Origin of the sequence: Nitrospira sp. (assembly GCA_029194675.1) — a bacterium.
In the GTDB taxonomy this organism is placed as follows: Bacteria; Nitrospirota; Nitrospiria; order Nitrospirales; family Nitrospiraceae; genus Nitrospira_D.
The window spans coordinates 121,187-135,647 of sequence record JARFXP010000005.1 but is presented as its reverse complement, the minus strand read 5'-3'; the positions used below and the strand labels follow the sequence as shown (position 1 = coordinate 135,647).

Sequence of the window (14,461 nt, the reverse complement as noted above, 5' to 3'; positions counted from 1 at the left end):
GACCCGGTTCTTTCTGATGTAGGTAAGAAACGACAGCCGGTGAAAGCCATGGCTGTGATGGCTGGGTCCATAGCATTGACAAGTGATACCTCAGAAGGTAACACTCACACATGGGGAAGGTTCGTCGGGGTGGGTATGTGTTTGTCACCTGGAAGGGCGACCATACTCCTCGCCACATGCATGTCTATCGTGATGGTGTTCTCGTTGTGAATGGGATTTGGACAGCAAACAACCAATGATCGGGAAGGCTTCGAGACAAGTTCGTGCATTGATTGAAGAGTTGGACGATGAGGGGGCGCTATGAAGATTCAATCAGTGGTGTGTAATAACCGCAAGAAGATGTTTCAGGTGAAGTCCTCAAAAGGCACGTTAGTGATTCCCTATTCGAAGGTCGATGTTCGTCCGAGCGGCAACGACCCGGTCGCCAGAGTCTTTGTCGATAAGGAATTGGGAGGAGAGGGTTTCACCTATGTCTTGGCATCCGGGAGGGAAGGCACCGTTCATGGTGAGCAGGTGTTGGAATACAATCAAGACCCATCCTTCCTGAGAGATGCGCTGCTCTACAAGTTGACGATTGAAGCGCAGAAGCGGATCGAGAAAAGTCCGCTTTCAAAACGGGAAATTATCAGACGATTACGTACATCGGCAACGCAGTTGTACCGGTTGCTCGATCAAACCAATTACCGTAAATCGGTTGATCAGCTTCTGACATTGCTTCACGTGTTGGATTGCGAAGTTGATCTTCTCGTGCGATCCAAAGCCTCATCTGGGAAAGCAGCTTGACGGGCTCTTTGCCCGGGAACTTGACATCTCCTTAAATCCTCTTTCGGTTCGGGTGATGGTGCGCAGGATGAGGCCTCATGAACTCGTACGATGTCTCCATCGTCGGTGCCGGGATCGTCGGATGTGCGATTGCCAGGGAATTATTGTGCCGGCGCCGAGCCGCGCCGATCCGTATCCTCGTCCTCGAACAGCACGAACGCCCCGGCGAAGAAGCCAGCGGGCGCAACAGCGGCGTCCTCCACAGCGGTATCCATGAACCTCCTTTTTCTCTGAAAGAGAGGCTCGCCCGGGAAGGTTGCCGGTTGGCGACGGCATATGCTCCCGAACATGGCGTCCCGTTGCTCAGAGCCGGTATGATCATCGCTGTCTCGATGGAGGACGTCCGTCGGGGCCTGTGGCGCGACATATCGATGCTGCGGCGCTTGTGGTTCAACGCCTGGAGGACGAAAACGAGGGTGAGGTTCATGACGCCCTCTGGTTTACGGGCTTGCGAACCGCATCTTCACGCCTGCTGTGGAATCGTCATACCAAGCGTCTCCGTCATCGATTCTCAGGCCTTCGTGCAATCGCTCAAGACCGAGTCGGAAGCGGGCGGCGCAGAGTTTGCTTTCAACAATCGGGTCATCGGCGTCGAGGAGGCCGCCGGCTCGTATCTCATTTCCACCGATCGCCAACGGATCCGGACCACCTGCCTCATCAATGCGGCCGGACTCTATGCCGACGAGGTTGCCGCACTGAGCATGTCCCATAAGGAATATGTCATCAGCCCGGTGAGGGGTGAGTATTACGAACTGATCACTCCAGAAAAGCGAAGCCTGATCGGGCGTCCGGTGTATCCTGCGTTACCACCTCAAGCGACCGGCAAGGGAATTCATTTCAGTCCCCGCCCGAACGGACGAGTGTATCTCGGACCGAACGAAATGCCCGTCGCGGACAAAGCGGACTACACCTCGCGCAAGACACCGCCAGGCTTGTTCGTTGAAGTCTTGCAGAAATTCCTGCCCTCCCTGGATGAACGCGATCTTCGTTGGGCCTATTCCGGAATCAGGCCACGTGTCGTGACGAATAGCCGGGCCAAGAGCGACTTCATCATTTCGGTCGACAGGGAAGATCCCCTGTTGATTAATCTGATCGGCATTGAATCACCGGGGCTCTCCGCCGCCTTGGCGCTCGCACGGCATGTTTGCGACCTGCCGTCCCTTCGGAGCAGGTTTTCATCCGCCTAATTCTTCTCGCGGTTTCACGGGGTCTTGGAATGTTCCGGGTGAACCCGCGCCTCTTCCTCAAAGGGAGGATAGGGGCAGACGTTGTTTGTGATTTGGAGTTAGAACTCAAGGCGCGTACATCGTTGTCTTCATCATCGCCGGTTTTGTACTGGCAACGATGGTCACCGTTTGAGCGGAGTATCTTGAACTTTCTTGCCGGCTTGCGCTTTACCGTCGCCCACAGTGCCACCCGATTCCGGCCACTGTGTAATGACGATTTCCATTCGTCGGTTCTTCATCCGGCCCTTTTCAGTCTCATTCGTCGCGATAGGCTTGCTATCTGCGTACCCCACTGCTTTGATCCGGTCGCCCCCTAACCCCCCGCTGACCAGTACCTGAACGGCATGGTCGGCCCTGGTCCGAGAGAGTTCGGCATTATCCCGAAAGCCTTTCCGAGAGTCGTTCCGGAGCGGTTGGTTGTCGGTATGCCCGGCTACCTCTATGTTCTGGTAACGGAATCCATGCAAGACGACTCCGACCCGCTCGAGCAGCGAGGCGCCTCCGATGGTGACTGTCGCGTCACCTGTGGAAAATAACTCACTGGTTGCCAATGCGAGGGTCAATTTATTTCCTCGCTGCTTCAAGGCCGCACTGCCCTTCTTGAGTTCCGGCTGTAAGAGATTCGCAAGGCTTTCGCTCACTTTGCCGAGGTCACCATTTGATGGTAATACTTCCCCATCATCTGCGACCTCAGAGTCGGGCCCGAGCAGGTTGGTCAAGGAGAGATTGTGATCGATAGGTAGCAGAGCAAGCGAGGGAGGTTCTTCTTGAGCGGAAGGCGGTGCGGTTTGTTTGGACGAATTGAGCTCAAGCTCCGCCAGCAATTGCTTCGTGCGCACAAGTTCCGCGTCTTTTGCCGTGAGTTGGGGATTGAGATCCGCCAGCTTTTGAGTGGCTTGTTTGAGGTCCTCCTTGACCTGCGCCAGTTCTTGCTCTTTCTTCGCTGTCTGTTGTTCCGCTTCGGCGGTGCGGCGCTTAGCCTGCGCCAGTTCCAGTTCTTTCCCCGCTATCTGCTGTTCCGTGTCGGTGACACGACGCTTGACCTGCGTCAGCTCTTGCTCTCTCCCCGCCGTCTGTTGTTCGACTTCGGTGACACGGCGCTTGGCCTGCGCCAGTTCCTGCTCTTTCCCCGCCGTCTGTTGTTCGACTTCGGTGACACGGCGTTTGGTCTGCGCCAGTTCATGCTCTTTCTCCGCCATCTGCAGTTCGGCTTCAGTGACACGGCGCTTAGCCTGAGCCAGTTCTAGTTCTTTCCCGGCTATCTGCTGTTCCGCGTCGGTGACCCGGCGCTTGGCCTGTGCCAGCTCTTGCTCTTTCCCAGCCATCTGCTGGTCGGCTTCAGCGGCGCGCCGTTTGGCCTGGGTCAGGTCCTGTCCTTTTCCCATCGCTGCCAGCTGTTGTTCGAATTCGGCAACGCGGCGCTTGGCCTGCGCCAGCTCTTGTTCTTTCTTTGCCGTCTGTTGTTCGGCTTCGGCGGCGCGCCGTTTGGCCTGCGCCAGTTCCTGCATTTTTCCCGTCGCTGCCAGCTGTTGTTCAAGTTCGGCAATACGGCGCTTGGCCTGGTTGAGCTCCTCAGTTTGGGACGCAAGATCATCTCGAAGCTGCTTGGAATTCTCGTGGCCGCTGGTTATCAGGGCTGCGATCTCATTATCCTTGGCATGAAGCTGGAGAACGAGCTCACCGATCCGTTGCTTGAGTTGTCGCTCGAGATCATCGATCTTTTGCTTGGCCTGCTGGAGTTGATTCCTCGCCACACTCAATTCGTCTTGCGACGACTGCCCGTCTGAATCTCCAACGGCCATAGCAACAGGCATGTTTCCGCATAGCATGACGATGGAGACAAGAGCAAAGGTGGCTAACTTGATGATCATGTTTCACCCACAAGTCGATAAGGTGCGGTGACCACAAATGGATTCCCCGCCAATGGGCTTCAATTCACTCATGTGCGCATGAAATCCGCTCAGGAGGCTTAGGCGGAAGCACCTGAATTCAAGCCTAAACCGATGTCGGCGCGTTCCCCTCTTCATGAAGGAAAAGAAAAAGAGGGAAAGCGATCGTATCGCCTTCGAGATTCACTTTGCAACGGGTGTGCGGGGCCATACCATATGAGACGCGGGCGATGAGAGGAATATGGAACATCCCTTGGAATTGACAATCTGGAATCCGAATGGTGTCAACAACGTTCACCGCACCGACGCGCCCGTGTTTTCTCATGCAAGTTGACAACTTATTCGCGAACGTCGCTGCGATGCAGAGACCGCATCTCGCACAAGTTGGGCTTCAGATTCGGTTCCAGCTTCCCGCCTTGAATCTGATCGTCCGTCTCGCTAGACTTCGTTCCGCTCGAGGCTTTCTGCTTTTTCGGAGGTTACCCAATGACGGTTCGCCCTCTTCTTCACGCATACATTGTCTTCGCAACATTGGTCTCAGCAGCGATGAGTCCTTCGGAGGCAGCCGACCAGCCGCAACAAGCGAAAGCAGCGTGCGAGAAAGGCACTTCGACAGCATGCAACTCCCTCGGATTGTTGTATCTGAAAGGTGAAGGAGTGAAGCAAGATGACACTCGAGCTGCAGCCCTTTTCAGGAAAGCCTGTGACGGCGGGGATGCGAGTGGCTGCTCCAATCTTGGCGTGATGTATGCCGAGGGGATCGGGATCCCACAGGACGACGTTCAAGCCGCTGCCTTCTCTCGGAAAGCCTGCGATGGTGGGGGTATGAAGGGCTGTTTCAATCTTGGCGTGATGTATGCCGAGGGGACCGGGGTTCAACAGGACGACCTTGAAGCCATCGACTTCTACAGGCAAGCCTGTGATGGGGGGCATGTGAAGGGTTGCTACAACCTTGGCGTGATGTATGCCGAAGGGATTGGGGTGCCACAGGACGACGCTCAAGCCGTTGCCTTCTCTAGGAAAGCCTGTGACGGTGGGAATGCGAGGGGCTGCTACAACCTTGGCGTGATGTATGCCGAAGGGGCCGGGGTTCCACAGGATGACGTTCAAGCAACCGACTTCTATAGGAAGGCCTGTGACGGTGGGAATGCGAGGGGCTGCTACAACCTTGGCGTGATGTACACCGAGGTCCAGCAGGACAACTTTCAAGCCGCCGACTTCTACAGGAAGGCCTGTGATGGTGGGAATGCGAGAGGTTGCTCCAATCTCGGTCTGATGTATGCCCAGGGGACCGGGATCAAGCAGGACGACATTCGAGCCATCAACCTTTACAGAAAGGCCTGTGACGCTGGGGATGCGAAGGGCTGTATCCATCTCGGCATGGTCTATCAAGTCGGAAGGGGTCTCAAACAGGACGATGCTGAAGCACTTAAGTACTACGGGAAAGCCTGCGATCTCAGAGAGCCAAAAGGCTGTTCTCATTACGCAAAGTTGAAGACGGGTAGGCGGTGAGATCCTGTGTGCTCAAGACCATCATGAGTTCATAAAGCACAGCAGAGGTAAAGAAGAACAGAGGGTCAGCGGCAGTAAGAAGAGCGCTAAATTCCTATCAAGCCATCCGAAGTTCTTCTCACCCCCAGCCCTGTTCGTTGCGTCAATCAGAGCTTCTTACCCACACGTGAAGAGAGTTACTCCTATATCCCCGCTGAGGCCCTGTTCCCCTATCTTTCTTACTGACCATGAGCGGCATGTGCTGTTGTCCGCTTAGGCACGAGCGAGGAATTGGACCGCGTAGCGGCCTTTCGTGCCGACATACCTCTCAGCTGCCTCCCCCCGATTCACATGCTCCTCGTTTGAGAGGAGCTGGAACATCAGCGTTCGGCTGCATCTGGGCGATGCCGGAAGGAAGATAGCCGTTCTCAATAGGGTCCGACTGACTTACTCTGGTTGAGTACGATATGGTGTAGCAGTTGGAGGAACTGCCGCCTTTCTGTATCGACACATGTCATATGACGGCAGGGAGAGGGCATATGGATAATGACGCAGCCTACGGGGTATGGTGGCTCGTCCTCATTAATTCCCTGTTCTTTATTCTTTTTGCGCTGACCTTCACGCGTCCTCGGACGGGACGCGATTGGCGATCCCTTGGAGTCTTCTCCGCGTTTATCGTGGCCCTATTCGCGGAGATGTATGGGTTCCCCCTGAGTTTGTATCTCCTTTCGGGATGGCTGGCGAACCACTATCCGGAGGTCGATCCATTTGCTCACGACACTGGCCATTTCTGGCATGTCTTGCTCGGCATCCCGGGCCCCGCGCACTCTGATCCAGTGCATATTCTCAGTGAGGTGTTGGTCTTTATTGGACTACTGCTGCTGGCGGCCTCGTGGCGCATTTTGTATCGGGCGCAACGTGCCCAAGTCTTGGCCACGAGCGGACCCTATGCCTTGATCAGACATCCTCAGTATGCCGCCTTCATTATCATTATGCTCGGTTTTCTTCTCCAGTGGCCGACCTTTCCGACTCTGGTCATGTTCCCTGTGCTCGTGGGGATGTATGTTCTGCTTGCGCACGAAGAGGAGGCAGAGGCCCGCGCGGCATTCGGCGAGGCTTATGAACAGTATGCGGCGGTAACGCCGGCCTTCTTCCCTTCACGGAGAAAGCGGGGACGAGAACCAGAAAGCGGAACGTAGGAAAGACGAGTATATGGATAGGATCAGCCTCATGAGGGCGAGTGGCACGAGGGATGCTCTATAAACCGCCTGAGGGTTATGATACCGTGCCTACCTCCATGGAGGAAATACAATGATATTCAGGCGGCCGGAGCTCGAAAAAGATAATCCAATCGCTCCCCAACCCTATATCGGCCCGCGCCGACGGCTGGCGCTGGCTCGATCCTCGGCATCGAGGGAATTTACGGAAGAGAATGACTTGAAAAAGACGTTGCAGGATTTGACGCTGGCGGCATCCCGTTATGTGGACAGTGTGCAGAAAACAGAGAAGAATCTGAAGATACTGCGGGATGCGATCACACAAGCCGAGCGAGTGCTATTCGTCAAAGGCTCCTCTTCAAGGGCTCATCACCAATCATGAACGTGGCAAGACCATAGGGTTGGTCAGATGATCCGCACCACGACGGCTGATTTCGCACCGGCTGAGTCCCACTTGCTGATTTTTGCCCCGGTCAAGTTCTGGTAAGAGCCACTCAATCCCTTGCACTGGCCACGACGCGAGGCGATTCATTTCGAACGTTTGGGATGAAACGTCGGGAAGCCGATAGAAGACTGAAAAGTCCAAACGGAGTGAGCCCTTCACTAAGAACCCGAGGGTGTCTAACTGCGGAAAGTAGTATCTCTTCCGATACTCATGATGACTGTTTCAATACAGATCTCTCCATCATTCCTTTGCTCTGTGTGGCCAATCCTTCCTTAGTGGCTGGAAATTAAGAGACGAAGTTTTTTATTGGTCTCGGCACGAGTCTTGCCACAAGTCTCTTCGCCACTCGATGAGCACGAGTGGCTGCACTCATGTCGAGCGTTGCCCACTCGTCCTCGGACGCACAGGAGGAGTTCGATCATGGCTGATGCATTCTTTACTACGGATGGTAATGTGCGCGCGATCGGATCTATTCGGCGAGGAGCCAATGATCAACCGCAATCCCTCGAAGCTTCGATCCCCGACGGCGATACGATCGGGCTTCACATCGAGGGCAGTGGATCAATTCGTTTTCTCGGTGTCGATACGCCCGAGAAAAACTTCCAGCTCGCCGGGTCATCGGCGCAGCGCCGTCTTGATTCAGCGGAATGGGATGCCTATCTCACAGATCCGTTTCTTCCTCAGTTCGGACCCCTTCAACTTGACGCGGATCTTGTGGGTCATCTGCAGGGGCGTATTGGAGCCGGAGCAGGCATCAATCATCGCTTTCACGGGGATCATGCCGAGCGAACATTGATTTCCCTGGTGCAAACCGACATGACCGCTCTTGGACAGGATTCGAATACATTCGGATACTTCTTCTCCTTCTCGTTTGAAGTCTTTGATTCGTTTGGGCGGTTTCTGGCTTTTATTAACCGAAATCAGCCGAACGGGACCAGCCCTGGCCCACGCCCGCCTTCTTATAACGAACGCATGCTCGCAATCGGCGCGGCAATGCCGTTTTTCGTCTGGCCGAACATTGATCCGTTCCGTGAATCGCCCTCGATCCTGGACGCGGTCATTGCGCCTGGCGCCGCAAATCGGGTGGCCGAGACAACTCCTGCGCTGCGCCGGGCACGTGACTTCGTTCGCCAGTCCCGCGCCAACGGAACCGGTGTCTTCGATTCTGCTAATCCACTCCGTTTTGAGGCGTTTGAGGTGCGTTATTTGGGGCGACGTGAAGCACCCAGTCGTGCCGTCATCGATTTGAGCCGGAATGATCATGTGATGCTGCAACCGCAGCACTACTTCCGCATCCCGAATGTTGAAGACCGGTTGTTCATCCCCCCTGCCTTCGTGCCGCTGTTCGTGTCGCGGGGATGGCGCCTTGAAGGTTGGTTCTGAAGGGACCTTATCCGTGACATTGCATCGATGAGGAACATAGATGGCTGGTGATTCCATCCCTCTATCGGCAACCGGAGGGTAAGTCCGCTTGCTTCTGAAACCTCGTAGGTCACGGGGTAATCCAGCTGCTCCGTCTTGAATCATTTCCGATACAGTCTGTTATCTGTATAGATACAGAACCACCGCTATAGCACTTCCCCGATCCACGTTCTATTTCGTAAAACCTCAATATAGAAGCAGATACTTCTCCAGTCCCTCTGGTGCAAAGCTTGCTGGTACCGCAGGTGGAACGTCTTTCTTGTATTGATGACGAGTCAAGGACGGAGTAGCTCCTGAGAGATGACGAGGAGGATCGCATGTCTGGGAAAAATATCGTGTTGTGTTCGGATGGAACAGGCAATACCGCCATCAAAGCGCGGGGGACCAACGTCTTTAAGCTGTACGAAGCGGTTGATATCCAGGGCCATAAGTACGACCAGACCTTGACGCCGCAAATTGCATTTTATGATGACGGGGTCGGCACGTCGCGGCTGGCTCCGGTCAAGTTGATCGGCGGCGCCTTCGGCTATGGGTTTCGCAAGAACGTCAAAGACCTCTACACGGAATTGATTCATGTCTACGAGCCTGGTGACCACATCTACCTCTTCGGGTTCAGTCGGGGAGCTTATACAGTCAGGGCTCTCTCAGGTCTCATCCAGTACTGCGGCATTTTGGATGTCGGGAAAGTCAGCCATGTGGCACTCAAGCGTTGCGTGAACAAATGCTGGACGGCGTTTCGACGAGAGGCCTTCCAGAGGGTGACGGAAAGCGAGAGGCGGAAGAATCAGCCGTCGTCCGACATGGCCAAACAAGACCGAGCGCGACGTGAGGCGTGCGGCGCGATCATCCACGATGAACATGCGCCTGATGGGGTCGTGACCATAGATTTTGTGGGAGTATGGGATACGGTCGGGGCAGTCGGGATGCCGTTTGAGGAGCTACGGGATCTGTTCAACTGGATCTATCCCATGCGGTTTTCCGAATTGACTCCCAGTAGCCGCATCACACGTGCCTGCCACGCCTTATCGATCGACGACGACCGCCGGACCTTTCACCCGGAACTGTGGAATGAAAAGGGGATACCTGCCGGACAAGTAGATCAGGTATGGTTTGCCGGTGTGCACTCCAACGTGGGAGGCGGCTACGTGAAGCACGGCATGTCTTTGGTGGCCTTGGACTGGATGATGGCCGAGGCTGAGCGCTGCGGGCTACGTTTTATCAAGGCGGACCGAGAATATGTCCACACACACCAAGATGTGCACGACGAGCTCTATGATGCCCGTGCCGGATTAGGCGCGTACTATCGCTGGGAGCCGCGCGACATCGTGAAACTCTGTCGCGATCATCATATGGGTTTGCCGAAGATTCACGTGAGCTTGCTTGAACGGATTGCCAACGGCACGGGATGCTATGCTCCTCTCAATCTTCCCCATCAGTGTGAAGTGGTCCGCACACATGACGAGCAGTCGTGGCCTTCGGACCAGACTCTATGGGCGATTGAGCGCGAGATTGCGCGTGTTCAAGAGGCAGGGAGAGAATCGGCAAGAAATGAGTCATTACTGGAACGCATGACCGGAACCATCAAAAGCGGAAAGATGTCATATTACGTCTTTGTTGCGGCCTCGATTCCCGCCATCGGTTGGTGGTATGCCTTGCCGCCGTTTCCACAGGTTGCGGAGACCATCGCTCAATGGTGTCCCTATCCCAATGTCGTGATCGGCGGCATCTACGCCTGTCTCGGTGGGCTGGTATGGTGGTGGTCCGACCGGGTCGACCGACGGATGGACGCTGTGGCGCAGAAGCAGTGGCAATCGCATCGTGAAGCGCTACGCAACATCTTCACGAATGCTCGAACGCGGCGAGAACTGGAACGAGCGGAGGGGGGAACATCGGCGGAACGAGATTCAGGTCGTTTCGCATTGAGGTAGGAAGATGAGGCTCTGTAGATCGTTCATCGGGTGTCACAGAATAAAACTTGGATGACAAGCCCTCGCCAAATCGAGCCGGGAATGGGCAAGTAGTGTGGCAAGAGGAGAAATAGATCTGCAGTCGAGTGAGGAGCGGGGTTCAACAACGACCGCCATCTGTGATTAGTCGTTTTCCAAGCCGATGATTCGCTTCCGCCAGCGTGATATCCATTTTGATACATCTTTTTCTCTGCTGAGGATGCGGCTGTGTAGATCTATCGGCCAGGCGGCTTAAAATTACGGAGTGAGACTTTGGACTTGCATCGTGGTACCCGAAGTGCGTAGCATGTTTCCCTCTCACTAGTAGGATTCATATAAGATTCATACTTGACGATGTCGGGTGCTATCCAAAGCGGTCTTCCTTTTTCTTTTTGATGTGGGTCGGTCCCTCTCTGAGAGGTCCTACCCAGAGTGCTCGACGGTTGTCCTCTCTTGCAAGGAAATGGGCGTGTGCAGGCAAGGAACCTATTGGTCCAGGTTATTTTCTTCTCTGACTAAGCAAGCCCATCCGAATGGCTGGACAAGGTTCACCCTTTAATCAAGTTAGGAGACACATCATGCCGAAATGGTCGACCGTTCGAGCGTCTGGTAGCCTGTTCATTCTTCTCAGCAGCATTTTCGTCTCTGATGCTCATGCGTATATTGATCCCGGAAGCGGAAGCGCATTGCTCCAGCTCATTCTGGGAGGCATCGCAGGCATCGGGGTTGTCGTCAGGTTGTACTGGGATCGCGTCAAAACGAAGTACCAATCCTTGTTCGGTCGAGTGGAAAGCACGAATCGTCATGAATAAGTCGGCGATGGTCTACGATCGACCTACCAGGGTAGGTGGATCTTTTCGGGATCCGAGCGGCCACGTCTATCGTCAGGGTGACCGCATTTTTCGGACTGTCACCAATGCGGGAAAAGAGCAATTCGACTTCGTGCGCCGGTCCGGTCTCTTCGAGTTGCTCATACGAGAAGGACGTCTCTTGCCCTTCGAACTCATTGACGGACCTCTCTCCTCTGCATCTGACGGCATGGACGAATCTGTGTCCTATGTACTTGAAGTGCCGAAGATCACGTTTGTATCGTTCCCTTACGAATGGTCGTTCCCTGCTCTCAAAGCTGCGGCTCTTTTGCATCTGGATATTCAGCTGACTTCGCTTGACTACAATGTGACGCTGTCTGATGCCTCTGCGTACAATATCCAGTTCATAGGCGCCACTCCCACATTTATTGACCATCTCTCATTTCGACGATATGAACAGGGCGAGATGTGGGCGGGGCATCGACAGTTTTGCGAGCAGTTTCTGAGCCCTCTCTTGTTGAGGTCCTTATTCGGCATTTCCCACAATGCATGGTACCGAGGGAGTCTGGAAGGGATTTCAGTCATTGAATTGAGTCGGTTACTAACTTGGCGGCACTACCTCAAGAAGGATTTGTTAACGCATATCGTCCTCCAGTCTTGGCTGCAACGATCGACCGTGTCCACTCTACAGGGACAGGGTCTCAACAAAACTACCGTGAGAGAGGGGACTATCCCCATGCAGGCCTATCGAAAGCTGCTCACCGGCCTGCGTCATTGGATCAGCGGCATTGAGCCTCTTCAGATCAGCAAGTCGACTTGGCAAGACTATGCCAAGGAGAACTCGTACCAGGCCGGCGAATTGGGTGAAAAAGCGGCCTTCGTGCGGGACTTTGCCGCGCAGCATCGCCCTCGGCAGTTGTGGGATTTTGGCTGTAATGCCGGGGTCTTTTCCAAGGCCGCCTTAGAAGGCGGCGCCGAGTACGTAGTCGGGTTTGATTTCGACCAAGGTGCGCTCGACCGGTGCTACGCAGAGGCACGTAAAGATCAGCTGCCTATCCAATCAATTGTGATGGACATGGCCAATGTGAGCCCAGACCAAGGGTGGATGGGAATCGAACGGGAAGGGCTTGGTGCTCGTCGATCGGCCGATGCCCTCGTGGCCCTCGCGGTAGTGCATCACCTGGCTATTTCACGGAACATTCCTTTTGGAGAGCTCTTGGATTGGCTGGTGGATCTTGCTCCTTGTGGGGTCATCGAGTTCGTCCCAAAGACAGATCCTATGGTGCAGAAACTTTTGGCGCTTCGGGCCGATATTTTTGAAGACTATACGTGGGGCTTTTTCACCGACCGCATCGCCCAGAAGGCACGGATCGACCGTGTTCTGAAAGTCGGGCAACAGGGGCGCACCCTCGTGAGTTACATCCGGCACGGATATGAGGGGATCCGCCGAGAGCATCCCCCGTGAAGCCGGAGCAGTCCTCGGAAACAGTCTGGTTGGACCATAGGGTTCACCTGGCGATCACCGTCCCATTCCTCGCGTTGCTAACCCCCTTTACGGCCTACCTGACGAAACGCGACTATCCCCTGATGAGTCCCGAGATCTTACTCATCCTTGCGGGCCTGTTCTGCGTGTCAACCGTGATCGGGTTGCTCCGTTGGGCCGGTGGAAGGTGGATCTACGCAATGAGCGTGAGTGGCCTTCTCGCAGTTGCTGCCGACTATCTATTTGAGTGGGTTGCACAGGGTCGCACCATTACGCATCTTGTCATTTTCGGAATACTCGTGGCTCTGATACGGCGTTTCGAAAAGACCATGACCTTGGCAGTCACGGCGTTTCTCTGCGTGTTTGTGATTTCGACGTTCCTGGTCAAAGGGGTTAAGAACGAGTCCGGCCTCGCCGTGCCAGTGCCTCACATGGATACGATGACAGAGGGGCCACCTCGGCTCATCCATCTTATCCTGGATGAACATCTTGGGATCGAAGCAATCCCCGACGATACCGACTACGCCAGGGCGCTGAAGCGCAAGATCAAGCAATTCTATCAGCGTTATGGATTTGAGCTGTACGGGGGGGCATACAGTCATTACTCCGAAACACTTGACGCGATTCCCAATCTGGTGAACTTCTCAACGGAAAGCGTCAACTGGGTATATATAACGAATGAGGACCCGCCGTATGTTCTGCAGCAGAACCGCTATTTCCAATTCCTGAACAGTGTGGGGTATCGGATCCATGTGATGCACGGTGGTTATCTGGATTTTTGCTTGAGCCGGGATACACGGCCACAGTCCTGCACTGAATATCGATGGAATTCCTGGAGCAATGTGGCAAAGCTGGACTTCCCGACACTTACGAAGACGGCGACGGTTCTAACTACATTCGTGGCTAGTTACACGCGATATCAGGGTATCCTGAATCTTTACAACAAGTGGGTACGTCCGTTTTTGCTCTCGCGTGGTGTGGCTGGTCCGGTCGTTAATCGTGAATCGCTCTGGGCAAAGCGAACTTTCTACCCATTTTCGGTGAATGCGATGGTGGCGATGGACGCGTTATCGGCGAGCATTCAGCAACTCACTCCTGGCCACATGCTTTTTGCGCATCTCTTGCTCCCGCATTTTCCCTACGTCTATCGGGAGGATTGCTCGCCGCGGGCGATTTCGGAATCGATGGATAACTTGGATGAGACTCCTCTGGAGTTGCGTACAACTGAAGGCAGAAGGGTTCGCTTCGACCAATATTTGAGGCAGGTGGAGTGTCTCTATGTGAGGTTGGATGAACTATTCCGGACGATGCAGTCGTCTGGGGTATTCAGTGATTCGATCATCATTGTTCACGGAGACCATGGTGCACGCTTGGGACTCCGACTTCCGAGATCAGATGAGCAGAGTCAATTGACGCCGGACGATTATGGGGATGAGCTGTCGACGCTGTTTGCCGTCAAGCTCCCTGGGGAGCCGGGCGGGTACGATCCCTCACTACACGCCATCAATGACCTTTTCGTTCAAATGCTCGGCAACGCCTTCGGTAAGGCCCCTCCGCTTTCAGTCTCACGGGGAGAACCGTTTGCGTATCTATATGACGGGCGCCGAAAACAACTGCTGCTCGTGGATATGCCCTGGCGTCCTATGAATGTACCGGGAAACCACGCCGCTGTTCAGGAATATCCGTTTTCTGAAAAGGATCGGTAGTCTAT

11 protein-coding genes are annotated in these 14,461 nt (G+C 54.6%); 10 read left to right on the top strand and 1 reads right to left on the bottom strand.

All coding sequences use genetic code 11. The annotated features are described in order from the left end of the window. The first annotated feature begins 300 nt into the window (after positions 1 to 300). Both P0120_21460 and P0120_21455 read left to right on the top strand, forming a co-directional pair. Positions 301 to 783 carry a hypothetical protein gene (locus P0120_21460; GenBank protein ID MDF0676878.1) on the top strand — a complete coding sequence of 161 codons (483 nt, stop codon included), beginning with the start codon at positions 301 to 303 and terminating at the stop codon, positions 781 to 783. 77 nt (positions 784 to 860) lie between these two features. Then, complete coding sequence (locus P0120_21455) at positions 861 to 2,009, top strand: FAD-dependent oxidoreductase (protein MDF0676877.1); 1,149 nt, start codon at positions 861 to 863, stop codon at positions 2,007 to 2,009. 161 nt (positions 2,010 to 2,170) lie between these two features. On the opposite strand, the gene P0120_21450 is transcribed toward P0120_21455, so the two are convergent. Beyond that, entirely contained in the window at positions 2,171 to 3,919 is a 1,749-nt protein-coding gene (locus P0120_21450; protein MDF0676876.1) for an OmpA family protein, read from the bottom strand. 564 nt (positions 3,920 to 4,483) lie between these two features. Here P0120_21450 and P0120_21445 point away from each other — a divergent pair. The 8 genes from P0120_21445 to P0120_21410 all read left to right on the top strand — a co-directional run bounded on the left by P0120_21445 (position 4,484) and on the right by P0120_21410 (position 14,456). Beyond that, the gene (locus P0120_21445; GenBank protein MDF0676875.1) at positions 4,484 to 5,449 is read left to right on the top strand and encodes a hypothetical protein; all 966 of its coding nucleotides are present in this window, start codon (positions 4,484 to 4,486) and stop codon (positions 5,447 to 5,449) included. Positions 5,450 to 5,967: 518 nt separating this feature from the next. Continuing rightward, complete coding sequence (locus P0120_21440) at positions 5,968 to 6,627, top strand: isoprenylcysteine carboxylmethyltransferase family protein (protein ID MDF0676874.1); 660 nt, start codon at positions 5,968 to 5,970, stop codon at positions 6,625 to 6,627. 112 nt (positions 6,628 to 6,739) lie between these two features. Beyond that, the gene (locus P0120_21435; protein ID MDF0676873.1) at positions 6,740 to 7,027 is read left to right on the top strand and encodes a hypothetical protein; all 288 of its coding nucleotides are present in this window, start codon (positions 6,740 to 6,742) and stop codon (positions 7,025 to 7,027) included. A gap of 483 nt (positions 7,028 to 7,510) precedes the next feature. Continuing rightward, the gene (locus P0120_21430; protein MDF0676872.1) at positions 7,511 to 8,473 is read left to right on the top strand and encodes a hypothetical protein; all 963 of its coding nucleotides are present in this window, start codon (positions 7,511 to 7,513) and stop codon (positions 8,471 to 8,473) included. 356 nt (positions 8,474 to 8,829) lie between these two features. After that, positions 8,830 to 10,440: a DUF2235 domain-containing protein gene (locus tag P0120_21425; protein MDF0676871.1), complete on the top strand. Its 1,611-nt coding sequence runs from the start codon at positions 8,830 to 8,832 to the stop codon at positions 10,438 to 10,440. A gap of 596 nt (positions 10,441 to 11,036) precedes the next feature. Continuing rightward, the gene (locus tag P0120_21420; GenBank protein MDF0676870.1) at positions 11,037 to 11,270 is read left to right on the top strand and encodes a hypothetical protein; all 234 of its coding nucleotides are present in this window, start codon (positions 11,037 to 11,039) and stop codon (positions 11,268 to 11,270) included. Then, complete coding sequence (locus P0120_21415) at positions 11,263 to 12,732, top strand: class I SAM-dependent methyltransferase (GenBank protein MDF0676869.1); 1,470 nt, start codon at positions 11,263 to 11,265, stop codon at positions 12,730 to 12,732. The genes P0120_21420 and P0120_21415 overlap by 8 nt, the downstream gene beginning before the upstream one ends. Next, the gene (locus P0120_21410) at positions 12,729 to 14,456 is read left to right on the top strand and encodes a hypothetical protein (GenBank protein MDF0676868.1); all 1,728 of its coding nucleotides are present in this window, start codon (positions 12,729 to 12,731) and stop codon (positions 14,454 to 14,456) included. The genes P0120_21415 and P0120_21410 overlap by 4 nt, the downstream gene beginning before the upstream one ends. Positions 14,457 to 14,461: the final 5 nt, after the last annotated feature.